At 32.6% G+C, this 21,923-nt stretch carries 25 protein-coding genes and 1 tRNA gene; 2 read left to right on the plus strand and 24 right to left on the minus strand.

Translation table 11 applies throughout. The features are described 5' to 3' along the window. Positions 1 to 112: 112 nt before the first annotated feature. From HMPREF2576_RS03045 to bshC, 16 genes are all read right to left on the minus strand, one after another. Complete coding sequence (locus tag HMPREF2576_RS03045) at positions 113 to 769, minus strand: DivIVA domain-containing protein (protein WP_001830163.1); 657 nt, start codon at positions 767 to 769, stop codon at positions 113 to 115. 22 nt (positions 770 to 791) lie between these two features. Next, on the minus strand, positions 792 to 1,568 hold the full coding sequence (locus HMPREF2576_RS03050; protein WP_070856166.1) for a YlmH family RNA-binding protein: 777 nt from the start codon (positions 1,566 to 1,568) through the stop codon (positions 792 to 794). 140 nt (positions 1,569 to 1,708) lie between these two features. Then, positions 1,709 to 1,999 carry a YggT family protein gene (locus HMPREF2576_RS03055; RefSeq protein ID WP_001830086.1) on the minus strand — a complete coding sequence of 97 codons (291 nt, stop codon included), beginning with the start codon at positions 1,997 to 1,999 and terminating at the stop codon, positions 1,709 to 1,711. 11 nt (positions 2,000 to 2,010) lie between these two features. Next, positions 2,011 to 2,604, minus strand: a complete 594-nt coding sequence (locus HMPREF2576_RS03060; protein ID WP_001830143.1) for a cell division protein SepF — start codon at positions 2,602 to 2,604, stop codon at positions 2,011 to 2,013. Between the two features lie 13 nt (positions 2,605 to 2,617). Continuing rightward, on the minus strand, positions 2,618 to 3,286 hold the full coding sequence (locus tag HMPREF2576_RS03065) for a YggS family pyridoxal phosphate-dependent enzyme (RefSeq protein ID WP_001830146.1): 669 nt from the start codon (positions 3,284 to 3,286) through the stop codon (positions 2,618 to 2,620). Between the two features lie 25 nt (positions 3,287 to 3,311). Next, positions 3,312 to 4,103 (minus strand): peptidoglycan editing factor PgeF, encoded by a 792-nt coding sequence (pgeF, locus tag HMPREF2576_RS03070; protein WP_001830118.1) that lies wholly within the window; start codon positions 4,101 to 4,103, stop codon positions 3,312 to 3,314. Positions 4,104 to 4,522: 419 nt separating this feature from the next. Next, complete coding sequence (gene ftsZ, locus HMPREF2576_RS03075; RefSeq protein ID WP_002439417.1) at positions 4,523 to 5,707, minus strand: cell division protein FtsZ; 1,185 nt, start codon at positions 5,705 to 5,707, stop codon at positions 4,523 to 4,525. A 32-nt stretch (positions 5,708 to 5,739) separates the two neighbouring features. Beyond that, on the minus strand, positions 5,740 to 7,134 hold the full coding sequence (ftsA, locus tag HMPREF2576_RS03080; RefSeq protein WP_002456594.1) for a cell division protein FtsA: 1,395 nt from the start codon (positions 7,132 to 7,134) through the stop codon (positions 5,740 to 5,742). A 105-nt stretch (positions 7,135 to 7,239) separates the two neighbouring features. Beyond that, the gene (locus HMPREF2576_RS03085; RefSeq protein WP_070856168.1) at positions 7,240 to 8,631 is read right to left on the minus strand and encodes a cell division protein FtsQ/DivIB; all 1,392 of its coding nucleotides are present in this window, start codon (positions 8,629 to 8,631) and stop codon (positions 7,240 to 7,242) included. A 15-nt stretch (positions 8,632 to 8,646) separates the two neighbouring features. Then, on the minus strand, positions 8,647 to 9,996 hold the full coding sequence (gene murD, locus HMPREF2576_RS03090) for a UDP-N-acetylmuramoyl-L-alanine--D-glutamate ligase (protein WP_001830127.1): 1,350 nt from the start codon (positions 9,994 to 9,996) through the stop codon (positions 8,647 to 8,649). A 1-nt stretch (position 9,997) separates the two neighbouring features. Beyond that, positions 9,998 to 10,963, minus strand: a complete 966-nt coding sequence (gene mraY / locus HMPREF2576_RS03095) for a phospho-N-acetylmuramoyl-pentapeptide-transferase (RefSeq protein WP_001830122.1) — start codon at positions 10,961 to 10,963, stop codon at positions 9,998 to 10,000. Positions 10,964 to 11,151: 188 nt separating this feature from the next. Then, positions 11,152 to 13,479, minus strand: coding sequence for a penicillin-binding protein (locus HMPREF2576_RS03100; protein ID WP_070856170.1), 2,328 nt, complete (start codon positions 13,477 to 13,479; stop codon positions 11,152 to 11,154). Further along, positions 13,460 to 13,861, minus strand: a complete 402-nt coding sequence (ftsL, locus tag HMPREF2576_RS03105) for a cell division protein FtsL (protein WP_002446224.1) — start codon at positions 13,859 to 13,861, stop codon at positions 13,460 to 13,462. The genes HMPREF2576_RS03100 and ftsL overlap by 20 nt, the downstream gene beginning before the upstream one ends. Before the next feature lie 12 nt (positions 13,862 to 13,873). Further along, complete coding sequence (gene rsmH, locus HMPREF2576_RS03110; protein ID WP_070856172.1) at positions 13,874 to 14,809, minus strand: 16S rRNA (cytosine(1402)-N(4))-methyltransferase RsmH; 936 nt, start codon at positions 14,807 to 14,809, stop codon at positions 13,874 to 13,876. Between the two features lie 14 nt (positions 14,810 to 14,823). Next, positions 14,824 to 15,255, minus strand: a complete 432-nt coding sequence (gene mraZ / locus HMPREF2576_RS03115) for a division/cell wall cluster transcriptional repressor MraZ (RefSeq protein WP_001830185.1) — start codon at positions 15,253 to 15,255, stop codon at positions 14,824 to 14,826. 144 nt (positions 15,256 to 15,399) lie between these two features. Beyond that, positions 15,400 to 17,013: a bacillithiol biosynthesis cysteine-adding enzyme BshC gene (bshC, locus tag HMPREF2576_RS03120; RefSeq protein ID WP_070856174.1), complete on the minus strand. Its 1,614-nt coding sequence runs from the start codon at positions 17,011 to 17,013 to the stop codon at positions 15,400 to 15,402. A 183-nt stretch (positions 17,014 to 17,196) separates the two neighbouring features. Here bshC and HMPREF2576_RS03125 point away from each other — a divergent pair, with 183 nt between their 5' ends. Then, complete coding sequence (locus tag HMPREF2576_RS03125; protein WP_001830066.1) at positions 17,197 to 17,637, plus strand: N-acetyltransferase; 441 nt, start codon at positions 17,197 to 17,199, stop codon at positions 17,635 to 17,637. A gap of 108 nt (positions 17,638 to 17,745) precedes the next feature. On the opposite strand, the gene HMPREF2576_RS03130 is transcribed toward HMPREF2576_RS03125, so the two are convergent. The 5 genes from HMPREF2576_RS03130 to HMPREF2576_RS03150 form a co-directional block, all read right to left on the minus strand. Then, complete coding sequence (locus tag HMPREF2576_RS03130; RefSeq protein WP_001830150.1) at positions 17,746 to 18,432, minus strand: YjjG family noncanonical pyrimidine nucleotidase; 687 nt, start codon at positions 18,430 to 18,432, stop codon at positions 17,746 to 17,748. 107 nt (positions 18,433 to 18,539) lie between these two features. Continuing rightward, positions 18,540 to 18,674, minus strand: a complete 135-nt coding sequence (locus HMPREF2576_RS03135) for a beta-class phenol-soluble modulin (RefSeq protein ID WP_001830095.1) — start codon at positions 18,672 to 18,674, stop codon at positions 18,540 to 18,542. A gap of 55 nt (positions 18,675 to 18,729) precedes the next feature. Next, complete coding sequence (locus tag HMPREF2576_RS03140) at positions 18,730 to 18,864, minus strand: beta-class phenol-soluble modulin (RefSeq protein WP_001830095.1); 135 nt, start codon at positions 18,862 to 18,864, stop codon at positions 18,730 to 18,732. 51 nt (positions 18,865 to 18,915) lie between these two features. Then, complete coding sequence (locus HMPREF2576_RS03145) at positions 18,916 to 19,050, minus strand: beta-class phenol-soluble modulin (protein ID WP_001830190.1); 135 nt, start codon at positions 19,048 to 19,050, stop codon at positions 18,916 to 18,918. Positions 19,051 to 19,105: 55 nt separating this feature from the next. Continuing rightward, on the minus strand, positions 19,106 to 19,237 hold the full coding sequence (locus HMPREF2576_RS03150; RefSeq protein ID WP_001830076.1) for a beta-class phenol-soluble modulin: 132 nt from the start codon (positions 19,235 to 19,237) through the stop codon (positions 19,106 to 19,108). Between the two features lie 350 nt (positions 19,238 to 19,587). Between HMPREF2576_RS03150 and HMPREF2576_RS03155 the strand changes: the two genes are divergently transcribed. Then, positions 19,588 to 19,661: transfer RNA gene (locus HMPREF2576_RS03155), tRNA-Arg, on the plus strand. Between the two features lie 239 nt (positions 19,662 to 19,900). Here HMPREF2576_RS03155 and HMPREF2576_RS03160 read toward each other — a convergent pair. From HMPREF2576_RS03160 to racE, 3 genes are read right to left on the minus strand one after another with little or no spacing between them, the layout of a single operon-like run. Then, on the minus strand, positions 19,901 to 20,410 hold the full coding sequence (locus HMPREF2576_RS03160; RefSeq protein ID WP_070856176.1) for a YfcE family phosphodiesterase: 510 nt from the start codon (positions 20,408 to 20,410) through the stop codon (positions 19,901 to 19,903). Then, complete coding sequence (locus tag HMPREF2576_RS03165; RefSeq protein ID WP_001830169.1) at positions 20,403 to 20,990, minus strand: XTP/dITP diphosphatase; 588 nt, start codon at positions 20,988 to 20,990, stop codon at positions 20,403 to 20,405. The genes HMPREF2576_RS03160 and HMPREF2576_RS03165 overlap by 8 nt, the downstream gene beginning before the upstream one ends. Before the next feature lie 14 nt (positions 20,991 to 21,004). Then, entirely contained in the window at positions 21,005 to 21,808 is an 804-nt protein-coding gene (racE, locus tag HMPREF2576_RS03170) for a glutamate racemase (protein WP_001830094.1), read from the minus strand. Between the last annotated feature and the right edge of the window lie 115 nt (positions 21,809 to 21,923).

Consider the following 21,923-nt stretch of genomic DNA (forward strand, 5'->3'; position numbering starts at 1 on the left):
CGCGTCTGTCTTTATATCATATCAATAAATTACTATTTAGAAAATGCATTTTTAATAAACAATGAAATTTCTTCGCTATTTTCACATCAAATAGTTAACCTGTGATTCGTTTTTAATTATTTGATGTTGATTGTGATGATTCGTTATTTGCATTTGATTGACTCACAGATTCTGAACTTGATGTAGAAGGCTGATTAGCCGATATTTCTTGATTTTGCTTTTGTTTCATTGCACGTTCTTCAGGTGTCAAATCATTATCATGAAGATGATGAATATCTTCTAATGTCACTTGCTCGGCGTCTAAATCATAATTGAGTAAGTAATCCCAATCTTCACTTTTGAGTAAGTCAAGTTGTGCTTCAACAAGCATACGGAAACGAGAGCGGAAAACTTTAGATTGTCGTTTCATGTCTTCAGTTTGGAAAGCTAGACGACGCGCTTTTTCAATTGCATCATTCACAATACTGTCAGCTTGTACTTGTGCTTTTGATAAAACGGCTTCAGCTTCTTTAGTTGCTGCTTGTTTTGTCTCTTCTCCTACTTTTTGTGCTTGAATAAGTGCATCGCTTACTGATTGGTGAACATCTTTATATGATTTAATATTAGAATCTCTATCTTCAATGACTTTTTCAAGTTGCTTTTTATCTTCTTTTAAACGTTCGATTTCATTACTTAGTTGCTCTAAGTAATTTGCAACTTCTGTAGGTTCTAAACCATTTTTTACTCGTGTAAATTCTTTATTCTTAATCTCACTTGGTGTAAAAGGCATGATAATCCTCCTTGATTGATAGCTATTTAAATAGTGTTTGATAATGAATGTGTAACTTGTTCTTTTTTGTTTTTCCACCTATTTCAACAATTTGAGCTCTACCATAACCTTGGATTGACAATAAATCATTCTGCTCTAATTGAAAATCTGTAGAATCTATTATTGTATGGTTAACTTTGACTCTTTTTTTTAAAATTAATTGTTGTGCAATATTTCGAGACTTATGAATCATCTCTTTTAAAACTACATCTAATCTCAAAGCGCTCACAGTTGTACTATGAACTTTCCAATTCTCTTCTGATTGTATCATATCTTTAGTAGGAATAGAATTAAGTTTAACTGAGGCTCCCTTAATACGCGTTAATTCAGATATAATATATGATTCTAATTGTTTTGTCAAAACAAACTGTATATCTTCTCCAACTATAATATCACCGAGTTGATCTCTTTGTATTCCCAGTGACATGAGTGTTCCAAGAACGTGTTGATGTTGTATTGTTACAAATTTCTTAGGATATTGAAGTTCAAATAAAGTTAATTCAAAGTCCTCAGGCTGTGGCTTAAAATATAATGGTGCGATGATTGCACGTTTTCTTTCTGCATGTGGTCCACCAAAAAATGTAACATGTAAATCTTGATAACTACGCGTAATGACTTCAAGTATATATTGACCTCTCGGATCCAAGAAATGGGTTAGAACTGGAGCATAATTAGCATCAGCCTGCTTACATTTATCGATGAATTGATCGATAGCATCTTGTTCTTCCTTTCTAAAATGCTGATATATATCGATGGTTATCTACTCCTTTTATGTTGAAAAATTTTTAAAACACTACGACTATAACACTGTCAACAATAAGTCATATGATAAAACGAGGTCAAAGTCTAGCTACTTTGCCTCGTTATGTTAAATATTATAAAATTAGTGCGTGTCACATTTTAAGATAAATATGCAAGAATTAAATTAAATATTTTTACTAAACCACTTTGGAATAAAACTAGAACGAAGATTGCCGCGATAGAAGAAATGTCTATAAAGCCAATAGGAGGAATAATTTTACGGAAAGGTTCTAAGAAAGGTTCATATAACTTTCCTAAAAATTCTCCAAACTTAGACTCTCTTATACTCGGAACCCAAGAAGTAAAGAAATATATAATCATTCCAAAATAATATATTTGAACTAAAAATATAATAAATCGGAAAATTGTACTTAGCAAACCAATATCCATAGTTGAACTCCTTATTCGTAGTGTTGCTCCATATTCTCGATGTGATCAGTTATACTACCGGCTACTTCAACATTATCAGGTGTGCATAAGAAAATATCAGTACCCACGCGTTGAATATCTCCACCAATTGCGTATACCGTACCACTTAAAAAATCAATAATACGCTTTGCTGATACTTGATCAATGCGTTGTAAATTTACTAAAGTTGCACGTCTGTTTTTTAATTCGTCGGCAATATCTTGAGTATCTGAAAAGACACGTGGTTCAAACAGACACATTTTTGAACTTTCCTGAGCGGCATATGATTGTGATGCTTGGTTCATTGTTACAACGTTTCTAGAATTATTTTTTGAATTATTATTCATACGATAATTCCTTTCTTCAGAAGTTGTATTCGATCTCAAAGTGTTCTTTTGAGGTACAGACTTAATCGCTTGTTGCTTATTGTTAAAAGTTTGTGGTGTCGCTTGATTCTCATTACGATTGTAATCTTCGCGTTCTTGAACACGTTCACGTGATCTAGAAGATTCACGTTCTTCAGGTCCTTCAACTTCCTCTTCTTCTTCAACTACAAAAAAATTATTAAATAAATCCTTTAAAGCCAAGGGGGGCTCACTCCTATTCTCCTACAAGTTTAGTCCCAATTCTGACAAAGGTTGCACCTTCTTCAACTGCCATTTGATAATCATTACTCATTCCCATAGATAATTCTGTACAAGGTGCATGTGCTAAATTGAATTGTTGAATTTCATTTCTTTTATGTCTTAATTCTTTAAATAAATTTCTTATGTACGATAAATCATCAGTCAATGGTGCCATCGTCATTAATCCAATAATTTGGATATTTTCATATTCTTTAATTTGATTTATAAATTGATTCACTTCTTCAAGAGCTATGCCATGTTTAGATTCTTCTCCAGAAACATTTACTTGTAAGAAACATTTTATAACATGATTTGCTCTTTTATTAATCTCCTTAGCTAGACTTAAACGATCTAAAGCATGAAAATAATCGACTTCATTTATAATATCTTTTACTTTCCTTGATTGTAAAGAACCAATGAAATGTAATTTAACATCGCTTGGTAGAGATTCTTTCTTCTCTTTGAATCCATCTAATCGATTTTCACCGAAATGTCTTATCCCTACTTTATACGCTTCTCTAGCTCGCTCTATTGTAACATATTTTGTTACTGCAATCACGTGAGGTTGTGCTGAATGCGCACTTTTTTTAATGCTTGCATCAATTTCCTTTTCAATCTTAGCAAGATTCTCTTTAACATCCATAAATTATTCACCTACTTCATTCACTTTACTTCCGTCCAATAAATGCTAACATACGTCCCGTCTGTCCTTTTTCAACACGATATGAAAAGAATAAATCTAAGTTTTCTGAAGTTGCATATTCCGTAACGTATATGTTTTTTGATGGAACTCCAGCTTCTTCTAGAAGAAGTGCGTTAGCCTTTTTCAAATCAATACCATGTTGATTTTTACCTCTGGTCTCAATATATAAAGTTGAATCAATGGTTAATTCCTCAAACTTATTTTTTATATCATCATTGATTTCATAAGAATTTGAAGTTGCTGGACCAATTACAATCTTTAAGTCTTCATAATCAAAATCCACTTTTTTTAGCATTTCTTTTACTATTTGACCATATGTTCCTCGCCAACCTGCATGTGCTAATCCTATATATCCATGTGGTTCACTATAAAAATATACAGGTACGCAATCCGCATAACACATAGTAAGAAGAATGTGAGAATCAAAAGTATACATTCCATCTATGCCATGTAAATCATCAGTTAGTTCATCAATATTTGTTCCTTTATGTTCACTTGTAACTTCAACGATACGACTATCATGTGTTTGTATAGGAAAAACCCATTCATCTCTTGGATAACCAATAAGATTCGCTAAGATATCTTGATGATGTGTAATATGATGTGCACTGTCACTGATATATCTCGCCATATTAAAACTATGATTAGGATAAGGACTTAACCCATTTTCTCGAGTAGTGAAACCTAACTTAATATCAGTAGGCTCATCAAATTGATAGTCTAAATAATGAGTTTTCTTAATAAATCTCTCTTTCAAAATATTTCACCACCCCTTTATATATATACATTCCACTATACACTTAATTTCAAATCGAAATGTTCTAAAAATAATCTAAATATTAAGTAACCAATTATGAAACAATTATATATCATACTTAAATTTATTTAAACTTGTACCAATTACTAACTATCAATGGTTACCTAAATGATGCACATGAGATAATAAATATATATAAAGTATTTATATTAACAGTGTTATCGATATATGAATGTCATTTTGAGAATTAGCAGCAAAAATTTATTAAAAGTGTTGTCTTATCTTTCAAAACAAAAAATTTAGTTAAATATTGATATATAACTAAGTTTTCAGATTACTTAGATACTCCAATACGTTAAAAATGCCTGAGACTATAAAATGTCTCAGGCTATTATAAAATACAGTGATTATATTGACGATTAGCGTCTAGTTCTTCTAGAACGTCTTTCTTCTCTATTTCTAATAAAGCTAGGAATATCATCATCTTTAGTAGTGTGGCTTCTTTCATTTACACTTTCACTTGATTGTGAATGAGAAGTGTGTGCAGAGAATGAATCTTCTTTAGCACTAGCAACAGATTGATGATTAGAACTACTATTTACACTTGAACCAAAACCAGTACTTGTAGCTTTACGACCTTGTGAAGAAGGTTTATCTTCAAAACCAGTTGCGATAACAGTAACTACAATTTCATCTTGAAGCTCTGGGTTAATAACTGTACCAAAAATCATATTCACATCTTCATCTGCAGCATCTTGAACAATATCAGCTGCTTCTTGAGCTTCAAATAAAGACAGTGATTCTCCACCTGTAATGTTCATAAGTACACCTTGAGCACCTACAATTGATGTTTCTAATAATGGAGATGAAATTGCTTTTTTAGCGGCTTCGACTGCTCTGTTTTCACCAGATGACACACCGATACCCATTAACGCAGAACCTTGATTAGACATAATTGTTTTAACGTCTGCAAAGTCTAAGTTCACTTCACCTGATACTGCAATTAAATCTGAAATACCTTGTACACCTTGACGTAATACATTATCCGCTTCTTTAAATGCTTCCATCATTGGCGTAGATTTGTCAACGATATCTAATAAGCGATCATTTGGAATAACAATTAATGTATCCACTGCTGCTTTCATAGATTCTACACCAGCTGCCGCTTGTGTTTGGCGCTTACGACCTTCGAAACCGAATGGACGCGTAACAACACCTACAGTTAAAGCACCCATTTCTTTTGCTATTTTAGCAACAACCGGTGCAGCACCTGTTCCAGTACCGCCACCCATACCAGCAGTTACGAATACCATATCAGCACCTTGGATAGCATCTTCAATTTGTTCTCTTGATTCTTCTGCTGCTTTCTTCCCAATTTCAGGATTAGCACCAGCACCTAATCCACGTGTTAATTTCTCACCAATTTGAATTTTTGATTCAGCTTTTGATAAGTTTAAAGCTTGTCCATCAGTGTTGATGGCAATAAATTCTACATTATTCATACCATGGTCAATCATACGGTTAACGGCGTTATTTCCGCCACCACCTACACCGATAACTTTCAATGTGGCTAAATGATTAAATCCTTGTTCAAATTCTAACATTTAATTTTCCTCCTAGTCTTTATGGCCAATAATCATTCAAATAGAGATTTCATTAATTTTTTAAACTTACTTTCTTCTTTGGCTTTGCCTTCTGTTTGTTGTTCATCTTCTAGATGATTTTCACGGTCTTCATAAGACTCTTCACGAGGCGCTTCTGGTGCTACCTCGTCATTTTCTTTTTTGTTTGATTTACGCTTAAACCAATCAAAACCGCTTGATTTTGTTTCAGTATCTTTATCAGTTTCGATAACTTCTTCTTCAAATTCTTCATTATCTTGATAACTAATTGTAACATAATCTAATAACTCGTCAAAAGCGATACTACTAGAAATCGTAGAAATAGCCGAAGAAAATTCTGGTTTTCTGATACCCATTTGTGACGGTGTATGAATTCTCACTTTTTCACTAACCATATCTTGTAGTAATTCTTTTACACCTAGTAAATTTGCAGATCCACCAGTAACTACAAATCCTCCGTTTACTTTTGTAAGTCCTAGCTCTTGTAAAACGTCAAAGACTTCGAAGAATATATCTTCGACTCTTTGTTCAATAAAGTCACTTAAATCTTTTTGAGTATATTGAACATGTTCATCTGAATCAACTTGATCTACTGAAAAGACATCTTGATCTGAAGCAGAGTCATAAAATGCATGACCATATTGATGTTTTACCTTTTCAGCTGTGTCATATGTAGTATTTAGTCCTTGAGCAATATCATCCGTAATGTCTCGACCGGCCATTTCTATAGATTCAGCATCTACAAGTTCTCCTCGTTCATAGAAAGCAACTTGCGTTAAGTCTTCACCGATATCAATAACACAAGCGCCTAATTCTTTCTCCGTTGGTGTGAGAATAGAACCATAATTGTACGCATCAGAATAAACATCTAACACGTCAACACCACATGCCTCAACACATTTAATCATATTGATTAAAATAGATTTTTGGATTGCGATGACACCTGCATCTACTTTTAATGAATGTCTTGCAATTAATTCTTTTGGATCTGAAACTTCATTGTCTTTGTCAACTACAAAACGGATTGGGAATACATTTATCACTTCAGTTTCAGGCACATCATTTTTATCCCGGATACCTTCTAAAACTGATTCAATATGCGTGCCATCAATTTCAGTATCCTCATAAAATTCAATTTCATTTGATTCATCATATACTTCGGTACCGATGATAGGTAGTTTTAAAAATACATCTTTTATATCTACACCAGAGGCAATTGAAGCCTTCTTAATTGTATCTTTAATTGCTTGTCTTGCAATATCAAAATCATCAATTAAACCATTCTTGATACCACTTGTGTAGGTTTGCCCTGTACCTATCACATTAATTCCGTTGTGAAATTTTTCGCCTACTATTGTTTTTACGCTTGATGAACCTATATCTATGCTCACATAGTAATGTTCCTCCATAGATAGGCACCTCCTGACAAATTATACTATTTAAGTACACTATCTTTAGTGTACAATACGTTGAATAGCTTGTGAACTATAAACACATACTATTATCGAAATTTTTTAATTATTTTCTTTAGATTGTTTATTTATTTTATTCAACACATTTTGAAGTTCTTCTTTTGCATCATTTTCTTCTTGTGTTGACTTGGTTACATTTTGTTCTGTACCCGATTGAACAGTTGATGAACCTTGATAAGGAATAAATGACGCTCCAACCGATAAATCAATATAGCCATTTGTCTTAAGTTCGCCAGAGTCATCTCTGCTTAATGATTGTGACATTTGAGGATAATATTGCATTTTGTCTGCAATCGTTGTAATGTCACCAATAACTTGCATATTATCTTTGGTGAAGATTTTTATGCGACTTTGTTTATTTTTAGTTGGTGCGTAACTCACCTCTGCAATTAAGTTTCTCACTTTAGGTGACATTTCTGATAAAGCTTTTATAATTCGTTTTTTTTTGTCTCCTTTGAACCCATCAATGATAGGCCCATCATGCGACACTTCATCTTTGTATTCTGTTAATTCTTTACCATCTTCTATAATTGGCACATATTTATCTTTATTTTTTTCTAAACCGACAATTTGGTACTCAGTCACGTTGACAGTTAACGTGTTTGGTAATTGTTTATGAATATCAACTTCTTTGATTAAAGGATTCTGTTTTAAGTTCCTAATCGCTTTATTTTTACTAAAAGTATACATTCGTGATCGCGAAGTAACGTTAAGTTCTTTCTTTATTTTACTCGTACTTACGTTGTTATTACCTTTAACATTTACATTTGATATTTTACTCAGTGGTGTAAACATATAGAGTAAAATGAGAACAATGATAAGAATGAGTAGTGTGATAATGGTATATTGGATTCTTTTTTGCTTTTTACGTCTTATGGCTCTTTTTTCTTCTAAACTAAGCGGTTTAATTTGAGTTACCTTCTCATTATTATTGAACGATGTAGATGTTTCCTTTTCTTTTTTAGAAGTAAATTTACTTAGTAATTTATGCTTTTTAGAATGACGAGAGGCTTTAGGTTGTTGTTCACTCCGATGATCAAGTAGAAATTCCTCATCGTCTTCAGTACTTTGACGACTTTCATTTGTTTCTTGGACAATACGGTCATTTAATTTATCATTAATATTTTTTTGATTGTCGTTTTCATCATTAACATTATCTTCAATTAAGTCACTTTTTATTTCTTTGTCTTGATTATGCGACTTGTGATTATCTATAAATTTATCCATTGGTTTAGTTTCTAACTGTGATTGTGTAGACGTAGCATCCTTTTCTTTACTTTGGTTATCTATACGACGTCTTCTGCGTTGGCGAGCGTTTTTATTCCGTCTAAAAAGCTCTAAATCTTCATTTCTGTGACTGTCATTCAAATGAGTTGCATTATCGTCTTTATTCGACATATTCTCCTTATTAGGTTGATTTTTATTCTCTTCCATGAGCATTCACACTCCTTAGTATGATGGCAAGTGCGCTCGGAATCTATCGATAAACTTCTCACCACGTTCTTCAAATGTATGATACTGATCCCAACTTGCACAAGCTGGTGATAATAGAACAACATCATTGGGCTCGACTATATCTTGAATTTTATCAACAGCATCCTCTACATCTGTTGCTTTAATCACATACTTACCTTGACTATTTCCCAATTTAGCAAATTTATCTTGTGTTTCTCCAAAAACAACCATCACACGTACATTTTCCATATAAGGAATAAGTTCATCGAATTCATTACCACGATCTAATCCACCACACAACCAAATAATTGGTTGATCAAAAGAGTTAAGCGCAAATTGAGTAGCTAAAGTATTAGTTGCTTTTGAATCATTATAATATTTATTTGTGCGATTTGTACCAATATACTGAAGTCTATGATCAATACCGGAAAAAGTAACAAGACTATCTACAATAGCTTTGACTGGCACTCCAGCAATGATTGATGCTAGAACAGCTGCTAAAATATTTTCCAGGTTATGTTCTCCCGGTAGCACTAAGTCTTTAGTGTTAATAATGCGAATGCCGTTAAAAACAATGAAACCATCTTTAATGTATATCCCATCAACTTCTTGCTGTGTTGAAAAATAAAATGTTTTCGCTTCTAGATTTTCTGATTCAATTAGGTGCCTTTGATGATAATTACAAATGAGATAATCATCTTTAGTTTGATTTTTATATATTTGCTTTTTAGCATTTTGATAGTTCTCTAACGTTTCATGGTAATCCAAATGTGCAGAATAAATATTAGTAATGATAGCGATATGTGGTTTATATTCCTCAATGCCTAATAATTGAAAAGATGATAATTCTGTTATTAAATACTCATCTGATTTAACTTCTTGTGCAACTTTTGAGGCTACATAACCAATATTCCCAGAAAGTCGTCCAGTCAACACGCTTTTTTGGAACATATCACCGATTAGTGAAGTGACAGTAGTTTTACCGTTAGTTCCAGTAACTGCTATGATTGGTGCCTCAGAAATTAAATAGCTAAGTTCAACCTCTGTTAAGATTTTAAGCCCTCTATTTGTTGCTTCTTTAATAATTGATACAGTATATGGAATACCTGGGTTTTTCACAATGATAGGATCATCATCTAATAAAGAAAAAGGATGACTACCGCTAATTACCTCAATGCCCATAGATTCTAAATCTTTAGCATGTGCATCCTGTGAAAGATCCTTTCCATCATTGACTTTAACGTTAGCCCCTAATTTAAGGAGAAGTTTCGCCGCTTCATATCCACTTTTTGCTAAGCCTACTACTAAAACATTTTTATTTTCTAATTCAGTGTAATTTAGCAATTTAATGCACTCCAATCCATAAACCTATTAATCCTGTAATTAAACCTACCGTCCAAAATACTGTTACTACCTTCCATTCACCCCAACCACTTAATTCGAAGTGGTGATGTATAGGACTCATCTTGAAAATACGTTTCTTCGTTAATTTATATGAGGCTACTTGTAACATTACAGATAATGTCTCAACTACAAACACAAAACCAATTAATATTAATGATAATTCTTGATTCAACATGATTGAAATCGTTGCAAAAATACCACCTAGAGCAAGACTTCCTGTGTCTCCCATGAAAACTTTCGCTGGATTTAAATTGTAAGGTAAGAAACCTAGTAAAGCGAAAATCATTATAATACAAAATATGCCAATAGCCGGTGAATCTAACATGTAACTCATTACAGCATACATTGCAAAACCTATTATTGACAAACCGGTTGCCAATCCATCTAAACCATCAGTTAAGTTTACAGCATTTGAGAAACCAACTTGCCAAAAGACGATAAATATCACGTAAGCAAATGACAACGGAATATCAAAATTCACAAATGGAATATGCAAATCTGTCGTAAAATGCACAAGGTGAAATACATCACTTAGCACAAAGAATATAACTGCAATAATTATTTGTGCTAGAAACTTTTGTTTACTAGTTAATCCTTGGTTATTCTTTTTAACTACAATAATATAGTCATCAATAAATCCAATAAGACCAAAACCGATTGTTACAAATAGTAACAAAATAATTGGATTTGAATGGTCTACAAAGATAATTGCAATGATAGAGGAAATTATAATACTAATTAAAAATGTAAGCCCACCCATAGTAGGAGTACCTGTTTTTTTCATATGGCTTTGAGGCCCTTCCTCACGGATACTTTGTCCAAACTTCATACGTTTCAATGTTGGAATAAGTATAGGGACTAAAATAAATGTTATCAGTAATGCGATGATTGCGTATATAAAGATCATATAAATCTCCTTTTCTTCACTTTCTAATTTTAGCTCTTTTTATTTGTAAATAACCTTTAATATTTTATCAGTTTTTGTTTTATTTTAATATACGACATTATCTATTTATTAAATAAGGTTGGGACCATTTGTGAGCTAATCCCTAAAATGTTAATCCCAACCTGTTGTTGATATCAAGTTCTCTTAAATTAATTATTTCTCTCAGAACCTGATGTTTCATTTGTGCTGTCATCAGAATCATTTTTCGAGTCGGCGTTTGACTTATCATTCTTAGTTGACGAAGATGTATTTGAATGATCCTCATCAGCTTTATCTTTCTTTGATTTGTTATCCGAAGAGTCCTCATCAGTTTTCTCTTGGTCATCATCCGTATCTTCAGCAGATAATGACACTTCTATCTTATCTTTATTTTTAATGATTTGACCTTTTGAGATACTTTGATTCGTGACAAATCCATTACCTTTAGTAGAAACTTTAATTTTCGTTAAATCTTCAAAAGCAAGTACATCTTCCTTTGTCCATCCGGTCATATCCGGCATTGTTAATTCCCCGTCTGTCATTAACATTACTTTACTGTGTGGTAGGACTTTGGTACCTGACTTAACTGATTGTTGTTTAATTTGTTTGCCATTACCAATCGTAATAGGTTTAAGAGATTGAGCATTGACGCTATCCTCTGCTTTTTGAACTTCATCTCCTTGCACGTTAGGCACTTTACTATAGTCAGTTTTTGATGAAGTATCACTAGATTTTCCAACATTTAAATATTTCAGCGTATTCTCCATAATTGGTTTAAATGCTTTGCTCACACCCATTTCATATGCTTCTTGATCATTTTTTTGAGCAAGACTCATACCTGCATAGACAATGACTTTAGGTTTTTTCTTAGGTGCATCCCCAATGAAGCTTACAAAGTAAGGATTTTCACCTTTAACATAACCGCCTCCATTTGAATCAGCTACTTGTGCTGTTCCTGTCTTACCTTCAATATCATAACCTTTTACGCGATAATTCATAGCATGACTCTTCTTACTATTTACTACTTTATCAAGTTCTTCTTCAACTTTATTGGCTGTTTCTTCCGTTACTGGTTTACCGGCAAACTCTTTTTTACCAGAGTAATAATTCTTTTTAGTTATTGGATTATCAATACTACTTACAAACCATGGTTTAAGCATATTCCCTTTATTAAAGAAAGCCGATTGTGCTTGAATCATTTGAGCAGGGGTAACAGTTGTGGATTGACCAAATGCTGACGTTTTTTGTTGTAATTCATTTGCCCAACCAATATTACCTGCAGCTTCTCCATCAAACATACCACCTGTTTTTTTGCCAAATCCAAAGCGTTCATACCAAGATTTCATTTTATCGGCACCAACCAAATCTTGTAAGTGCATCATCAACGTATTTGATGAATAAGTAAAACCTAACGACATAGGTATACGTCCCCAACCAGTTTTATTCCAATCGGAAATTTCAGAGCCCATAATATTTCTATGACCTGATTTATACTTTTCATCCGGTTTGAATTTACCTTCTTGAATTGCTGCAGCTAAGCCGTATGTTTTAAAAGTAGAGCCCGGTTCATATGTATTTTGATATAAATCGTTTGCCCACTTTTTGCCAAAATCTTTACCTGTTTCAGGGTTAAAAGTCGGACGTTGGCTATATGCAAGTATTTCACCAGTTTTTGCGTCCATTACTACTGCAAATAAATCTTTTGGAGCATAGCGTTCAACCATGTCATCAAGAGCTTCTTCCACAAAGACTTGTATATTAGAATCAATTGTTAAGTGTATATCGTCTCCACGTTTAGGTTGCTGCTCTTTCTTCGTATTAGGTGCGATGTAGCCCCATATATCATGTATATATTTAAGTGCACCTCTTGATCCATTTAAATAACTATTGAATATTTTTTCAACACCTAATGCACCATTTAATTCACCAGTATCAGGATCTTTCTGTGCCATGCCTATTAAATGGGAGGCAAAATTACCATTAGGATAAAACCGCTCAGTTTCTGGGTAAAGTGCTATACCAGGTAATTTCATTTTCTCTATTTTTTCTTTTTCTTGATAAGTTAAATTAGTACCTTTCTGACCAAATTCGATTTGAAAGGCTTTCTTATTATTAAGTCGTTTTTCTATTTCGTCAGCGTCCATATCTATGATTTCAGCTAATTTTTTTGCTGTCTTTTTTTTATCAACCACGTGTCGCGGCTTTTTACTTTCTTTACTTGCTTTTTTATCCACAACTGCAACAAGTTTATATCTTTCTACATCTTCTGCTAAAACTTTACCATTACGATCATAAATCTTACCTCGTTCTGGTTGTTGAGAATTTTTGACTAAGTATTTCTCATTGGCTTTCATAATTAAATCTTGACCATTAGAGTGGCCAGTAATCATTACATAAGAAAACCTTAGCACCAATATAAAAAAGAGCAGTCCGAATAAACCAACAAGTAGGACTGCTCCTATTTTATTTTTTTTAATTTTAATTTTTCGCTTCGCCATTATTACGCACTACCTTTACATTGTCGTTCTCTAGACTCATGCCCTGCTTCTTAGCCTTGTCGTAAATGCGTTCATATGAAGAATTTTTCTTAATTTCAGACTTTAATGCGCTGTTCTCACTAGATTGTTTCTCTATTTTTTGATCTAAATCTGCAATTTTTCCTCGCGTATCGTACGCATCCATTTTTAAAGATAGCATATAAATACTTATTAGAGCAATTACAGTTATTAAAGCTATGTATAAAATTTTTTCAAATCTAGTAAGTTGAACAACAACTTTTCTTTTAACGGTTTGTTTTTCAGGACTCGATTGTGGTTGTCTTTGTGGGATACTGGTTTGTGTCGCTTCATCATAAGGTTGATAAATTTTTTCTACAGCCATTACACTTACTCCTTATTTTAATATTTCTGCTACGCGTAACTTGGCGCTACGTGCTCGATTGTTTTCGTTTAAATCGTCATCAGTAGCGGTAATCGGTTTACGATTGACTCGTTTTAACTTAGGTGTATATGCTTCGGGAATAACAGGTAGACCTCTTGGTACGTCTGGACCTTTCTCAAACTCTTGGAAAATTTGTTTACACAAACGATCTTCCAAAGAGTGGAAAGTAATAACTGAAATTCTACCTCCGACCTTCACACATTCAATGGCTTGCTCAACTGAATCTTCAAAAGCTGATAACTCATCATTCACAGCAATTCGAATAGCTTGGAACACGCGTTTCGCAGGATGTCCCCCTTTTCGTCTTGCTTTCGCTGGTATGCCTTCTTTAATGACATCAACTAGTTCTAAAGTTGTTTCTATAGGTTGTTGTTCTCGATGGGCTTCAATTCTGCGTGCAATCTGTTTAGAAAATTTCTCTTCACCGTAACGAAAGAAAATCCTAACTAATGCTTCATAAGACCATTGATTAACTACTTCATACGCAGAAAGTGATTGTGTTTGATTCATTCGCATATCTAGTTTCGCATCATTGTGATAACTAAAGCCTCTTTCAGGCACATCCAATTGCGGGCTTGAAACACCTAAGTCATAATAAATACCATCTACTTTTTCAATTTCTAATTCATTTAAAATATTTGTTAATTCTCGAAAGTTGTTATGAACAAAAGTGACTTTGTGCAAATGTTCTTTTAAAACTTCTTTCGCATTTTCTATGGCTGTTAAATCTTGATCAATCGCAATAAGTCTACCTTTATCATTTAATTGATTAAGTAAATAGAGGGCATGTCCTGCTCCACCCAACGTACAGTCAACATACACACCATCTTCTTTAATATTTAAATAATCAATGGTTTCGTTTAACATGACGCTCACATGATGAAACATCTAAATTCCTCCATTTAAAAATCAAAATCTATTAAATCTTCAGCAATGTCTTCGAAACTTTCTTCAGATTCATCATAGAAATCATTCCAAGTTTCTCTGTCCCAAATCTCAATACGATTTGAGACACCAATTACTGTACATTCCTTACTTAAATTGGCATATTTTCTTAAATTTTGCGGAATATTAATACGCCCTTGTTTATCTAATTCTACTTCTACAGCACCTGAGAAGAACATACGCATAAATTTACGCGCGTCTTTTTTTGTCATAGGTAAGGTTTTCATCTTCTCTTCAATTTGCTGCCACTCTTCTAGAGTGTAACCAAATAAACATTTATCAAGGCCTCTTGTGATAATAAAACGTTCATTTAGATCATAACGAAATTTGGACGGTATAATCATACGTCCTTTTGTATCCAATTGATGATCGAATTCTCCCATGAACATTTTTTATCACCTCACCTTATTTATAATTTACCACATCTCCCCACTATCCTCCACTAATTATACAAAAAAGGTGCAAATAATTTGCTCAAACACAAAAAAAACCCGTTTTATCTATAAGATAAAACGGGCAAAAACATTGTCATATCAAGGATTTATAATCAAATGATCAAACGAGTAAGAAAGTGGTGGATAGGTGGAGGGACTGAACACATCTATCCCAAAATCATTCATAATTTGAAGTGGATTCCAAACTCTTTCTTGTAGACCACCCATTGGATGGAGTGTTTCACTAATTTCTCTAAACTGTCGCATACTTATATCATTTTCTCTTTCAATATTCAGTAAGTACCGTTTGATTAAATAATCGTACTGATTGAGATGAATTTGATTATTTTTTTCTAAAAGACGTTGGTTGTCATGATTATTTTCCACATAGGTGAATAAATTGTTATAAAGTTCTTGTTGCTGAATTTTCATTTCTTCTACTTCATTTATAAAATTATTTGATGCTTTTTCACGAACAAAACGTTGACGTTCCTGTTCTACTCCATTAGCAATGACAGACTCTATCGATAAATTATATTGTTTTAATAACTTTTTAGTTCTAGCATACAAATACGTGATTCTTAATCTTGGCATAACAATAGGCATTTCTACATTTAACGTATCGAAAACACCTTTTAATTCTGCCCAATATTTGATTTCGCTTGGGCCTCCGATAAATGCTACTGTGTTAAACAACCATTCCTCTACAACTGGACGAGTAACAACATTATTAGAAATTCTTTCAGGCTCTCTTTCTATAATATCTAATAAATTTTGTTTCGTGTAACGTTTCTCAGTTTTATTCAGTTTAAAATAAGTGCCATCAAAATTTAAAAGCTGTCTCATTCCGTCTTCATGGATAAATAAATGCGTGTTTGTCTCTGTTTGTATCATTGATGGAAGTTGTTGTTGAGTTGTTCGTATCTGAGTTTCACGAAAAGATTGATCGACTTGATTCCTCTTTTCTAATATCTCTTTAAACAACGGTTTCTCCATCTGTCTTAATTCAGGGTATTGAGCATCAATAAGTAAAATCCCATAATCCTTAAACACTTCATGTATCAATCCCTTAAAAATATCAGTCCATGAATCAAATTGATTAATAATATTGACGCACATTTGATAAACATCTTGAGTATGTACAGTTTCCTTCATTTCTTTAAAAAAGTGATTTAATGATGCTTTTAATTCGTTCTTATCAGGAGTATATCTTGAAACATTACTATCTGGTGGTGTCATCGTATGATACTTTACTTTTTTCAAGGTAGTTTCTTTATTATTGAATGCATACGTATGATTCACCTCTTCAAAATCATGGTCCTCACCTGCAATCCAAAACACAGGTACAATAGGAGTATCATATTCCTCAGAAAGTTGACGACTTAAAGTTATAATTGAGAAAATCTTATGAAACGTATACAGTGGACCCCCAAAAAGACCAGCTTGTTGTCCACCAATCACTACTTTTGCACCATCAGCTAAAGCATCTATGTTATTCAGCTGCTGATGTGTTAACTTTAATTCATTCATGTAAGATTTAATCACTCGTGATAAATGAAATTCCCTTCCATTATTAGGTGTTTTTAATCTTTTATAAAAGCTTTCCTTTTTCGCTGCATCATATTCATAAAAAGATGTAATTTGAGATTCACTATTTTTTATTTTATTAATGAACTGATCCTGTTCAGTTAACTTTAACGTATTACACTTCATGTTTTTACTCCTTCATTATCACTATTCCTCATATAGTATAAAGATTATATTTCTCATTGACAATTTAACGGCTTATAAATTAATTTATCTAAATTTTTTACAAATCAACTAAGTATGATTATTAAATGAAAAAGCATTTTAAAGAGGGTATAATAAAATAAAGAAACAAAGGGGGATAACGTTATGGGTGAAGTTAAACATTTACAAATCAATTACAAAACAGATGAGCTTTTCGCTGATTTCAGAGAATTTGGTAACAAGAACCTATATATGATTGAGGAGTTAAAGGGACAAATGATTGATGCAAGTTCCGATTCTCCTTTTTATGGAATTTTTGTTGGTAATAAATTAGTTGCGAGAATGGCATTACTTGATAAAGGAGAAGTAGAAGAAACCTATTTCCCTAATAGCAATGACTATATTCTTCTTTGGAAATTAGAAGTATTAGATACGTACCAAAGACGTGGATATGCTAAGCAACTATTAAACTTTGCTAAAGAAAATAAAAAACCAATTAAAGCTATTGCTAGAAATAACTCAAAAGAATTCTTTTTAAAACAGGGTTTTAAAGATGTAGAAACCAAAAATCCTGAGGGGCACGACATCTTAATATGGAATCCATAATGTCGTAACGATAATATATATCAACTAAACTGAGCCAACACTTGTAATGATAAATTCTACAAGTGTTGGCTCAACTTATACTTCTTCAATTGTCTTTATCTCTTCTATTCACTCAACAATGCGAATCATTTCTGATAAATCATTAATGATATAATCCGGTTGAATAGACGTATGGTTTTCTTTTTGTCTAATATTAAACCAACATGTTGATATATTAGCATTTTTACCACCTAAAATGTCAGACGTTAAAGAATCTCCCACAATTAGAGTTTGATTCCTGTTATTCTCTCCGATATGTTCAAACACAAAATCGAAGAACTCTGTCATCGGCTTTTGAAATCCAGCTTGTTCAGATATAAAGACATCTTGAAATATTTCATTAAATTGTGTCTGAGCAATTCGTCGTAGCTGTGTTTCTGTTACACCATTGGTTACTATATAGAGAGAATGATTTAATTTTAATTGTTGTATAACTTCTAATGTATGATCAAATAATTTAACTGGTGCCTTTGCTAATTCAGCTCTAAAGCACTCATCAGCTTCTTTTCCATTTACATGAATTTGATAGTCATTAAAATAATTAATAAATCGTTGTGACAGCACTTCATCTTTAGTCAATTTATTTTGTTGAAATGCTTCCCAATGCGCTTGGTTCACTTTCTTAAAATGTTCGAAATCCTGTTGAGTTGGCTGATGATTGTATTTCTGCGCTAAATTATAAAACGCTTTTTTCTCAGCGTCATAAAAATCCACTAATGTATCGTCGAAATCAAATAATATATTTTTGAATTTCATATTCAAATCTCCTATTTATTAACAATCTTTTTTTACTAAAATAGTAACAAATAAAATGGCACAAAAAAAGACCAGAGCATTCGCTCTGGCCAATAATTAATCGTGTATTAGAAACCGAAGATTTTACCTAATACGCTAACGCCACTTTCTACGATGTCAACGATACTAGTTCCTAATTTAGTCCAATCTTGATCTTGTGCTGCTTTTACTGTATTTGCAATAGCTTCTGCTAATTTTGACATGTTTATCTCTCCCTAATTAATTATTTAAATTTATATTTTAAAAAACTAAGATTAATTAAAATCCGAAGATTTTACCTAATACGCTAACGCCACTTTCTACGATGTCAACGATACTAGTTCCTAATTTAGTCCAATCTTGATCTTGTGCTGCTTTTACTGTATTTGCAATAGCTTCTGCTAATTTTGACATGTTTATCTCTCCCTAATTAATTATTTAAATTTTAAAGTTTTAATTTTTAAATTATTGACCTAATAATTTAGAAATAATACTAACACCATTTTCAACAATACCAGCGATGCCTGAAGCTAATTGAGACCAATCTTGGTTGATTCCTGCATCTACTACACTTCTAATTGCGTCAAATAATTGTTCCATTATTCAAAACTCCTTTAAATAAATTTTATTATTATGCTAGATCGTTGATGATGAACTAATTTCCCAAAAATCGATTCACCATATCAACGCTACTTTCTATGATGTTAACAATACTTGCCCCTAATTGAGTGCCATCGTTAGTGATGGCTGCTTCTAAGATGTCTTTAAAAGCGTTAAATAATTTCATTATTAACACTCCTAAATGAGTTAATAACTCCAAAACGATTGGATACGTTTTGATTCGTTATCTCTATCGTTTTGTTACCTATACTATAAAGTTAATTTGACTCAATTTGTTGCATTTTTCATACTAAGTAATTACGAGTTCCTAACTGTTGCTTTATTTAAGTTTTTTAACAGTTAGGCATGCACAACTGTATTGTGCTCGATTTTATTGATATAAACATATGAGATTTTATATCAAATTAACATTTATGTATAAAAACCTCTATTATAGTGAAAAATATAAATAATTTTTATTAGGTACCTATTGCTAAAAGACATATATTTAGATATAATAATTCTTGTGTTGAAAATGTCCTGGTAGCTCAGCTGGATAGAGCAATGGCCTTCTAAGCCATCGGTCGGGGGTTCGAATCCCTCCCAGGACGCTATAACAAAAAGGAGTCTCATTGAATGAGGCTCCTTTTTTATTTTCTAAAGTACAATAATATAATTCAACAGAGATTAAATCTCACTATTAAGTATCGAAGTGCAAACTGCATAAGGCGTAAACATCACGATAGTTTAACCTAGCCATCAATTACCACATCATTAATAAACCTGAAACATTTTAATGTCCCAGGTTTATTCTTTATATAAAAGTTTTGCTCTTATTATTCCTAACTGTCTAAAATTCAATCTTAACTGTTTCAATGATCTGATTTTCTCTATTTCTAAAATTCAAAATGATGGTATTTTCATCTTTCTTGTATACGAGTTCGGCAAAAGTTTCTTCAATTTGACTACGTGATTGAGAAATACTACCAGGATTAATTACATGTATACCACCTATTTGCTCATATTTTGCAACATGTGTATGTCCATAAAAGGCAAACAAACATCCTAATTCTTTTGCCTTTTCAGCCAGTTTCATTCGTGTTTGGTTTACTTGATAAAGATGTCCATGAGTATAAAAGGCACGGATTCCGTTTTCTTCAGTGATTGCTTCTTCTAAAAACTCTGGATAAAAATCACAATTACCTTTCACACGCTGATACAAACTAAGTTCTGTGTCATTATAACTAAATTCAGAATCCCCTAAATGTAAAAATTTATCTGCATCTTTATGTAGTTCATAAATATGATATAAGATACCTGTTTCTTTGTGATTATCACTAAGAATAATCCACTTAGACATGTTGTTCACCCTCTAAATATTCTTTTAACAGTCGAATAGCATTTCCACGATGACTGATTTTACCCTTTTCATCATTTGTAATTTCCGCCATCGTTTTATTTAATTCTGGGACAAAAAATATTGGATCATAACCAAAACCATTCTTTCCATGTCGTTCAGTTGTTATCACTCCAGAAACTGTTCCTTTAAATGTTTTTGTTTTTTCATTAGGCGCACTCATACTAATCACACAAACAAATTGAGCACGACGGTCTTGAACATCTTCTAAGTTCGTTAACAACTTTTCAATATTATCTTCATCATTCTTACCTAATCCTGCATAGCGAGCTGAATATACGCCTGGTTCTCCATTTAATGCGAACACTTCAAGTCCACTATCATCTGCAATGACACGCTTATTTAATGCATGTGCTGCCGCTTCGGATTTTAACCTAGCGTTTTCTTCAAATGTGGCACCTGTTTCTTCTACATCAAAATCCTCAATTAACTCAGAAATTCCAATAACATGTTGATTTTTAAAAATAGCTTTAAAATCGTTTATCTTACCTTGATTATTAGTTGCAATAACAATATCTTCCATATCATTCTCTCCTTCTATGAATCATCTACAGTTATTCTTTGAACTTCAACTTTCATATTTAACCATTCATCAATAATATTTTTAATATGTGTGGTGTCACCAGTCGCAAAAAATCTATGTTGGGGATGTTCTGTGTAACTGGCATGCTCATTGCTAAACGTGAGTAATGCACTTACTTCTCTTGCTGTTTCTAAGCCAGATGAGATAACTGTTTTAGTACCACTAAAATATTCATAAATAGGCTGATATAACAACGGATAGTGCGTGCATCCTAAAATAACCGTGTCCGCATCACTGTTTCTCCATTGCTTCAACGTTTGATGAATCACAATATTAGTAATTGTAGGGTCTTTATAGCGCATTTGTTCAACTAGAGGAACAAAGCCCGGACATGCAACACTATAGACATTCACATTTGGATTTATCTTTTTTATATGTGTGCGATACGCTTCTGATTTAATTGTTCCTTCAGTTCCTAAAACTAATACATTTTGATTTTTTGTAGTCATTATAGCAGTTCTTGCTCCAGGTTCGATAACACCAATGACAGGAATAGGTAATATGTTTTGTAAATAATTTAATGCAACTGCCGTAGCAGTATTGCAAGCAATAACTAGCATTTTTATATCAAATTCCATCAATTTTTGAGCTAGTTCCGTTGTGAATTTTTTAACTTCTTCTCCTGGTCTTGGACCATATGGACACCGTGCTATATCACCTAAATAATAAATAGTTTCATTTGGTAACTGTCTCATAATTTCTTTAGCTACAGTAAGACCACCAACACCTGAATCAATGACTCCAATAGGTTTATTCATACTTCTTCACCCTTATTTTTACAATTACCTTACATTGTATCACAGTATCATATAACTGTAGATATTTACGTTTATAGTTCTTGTAAAGTGATATTCCTATCTTTATTCTACAATC

The sequence above is a fragment of the Staphylococcus sp. HMSC063F05 genome (assembly GCF_001837075.1).
Lineage (GTDB): Bacteria > Bacillota > Bacilli > Staphylococcales > Staphylococcaceae > Staphylococcus > Staphylococcus epidermidis.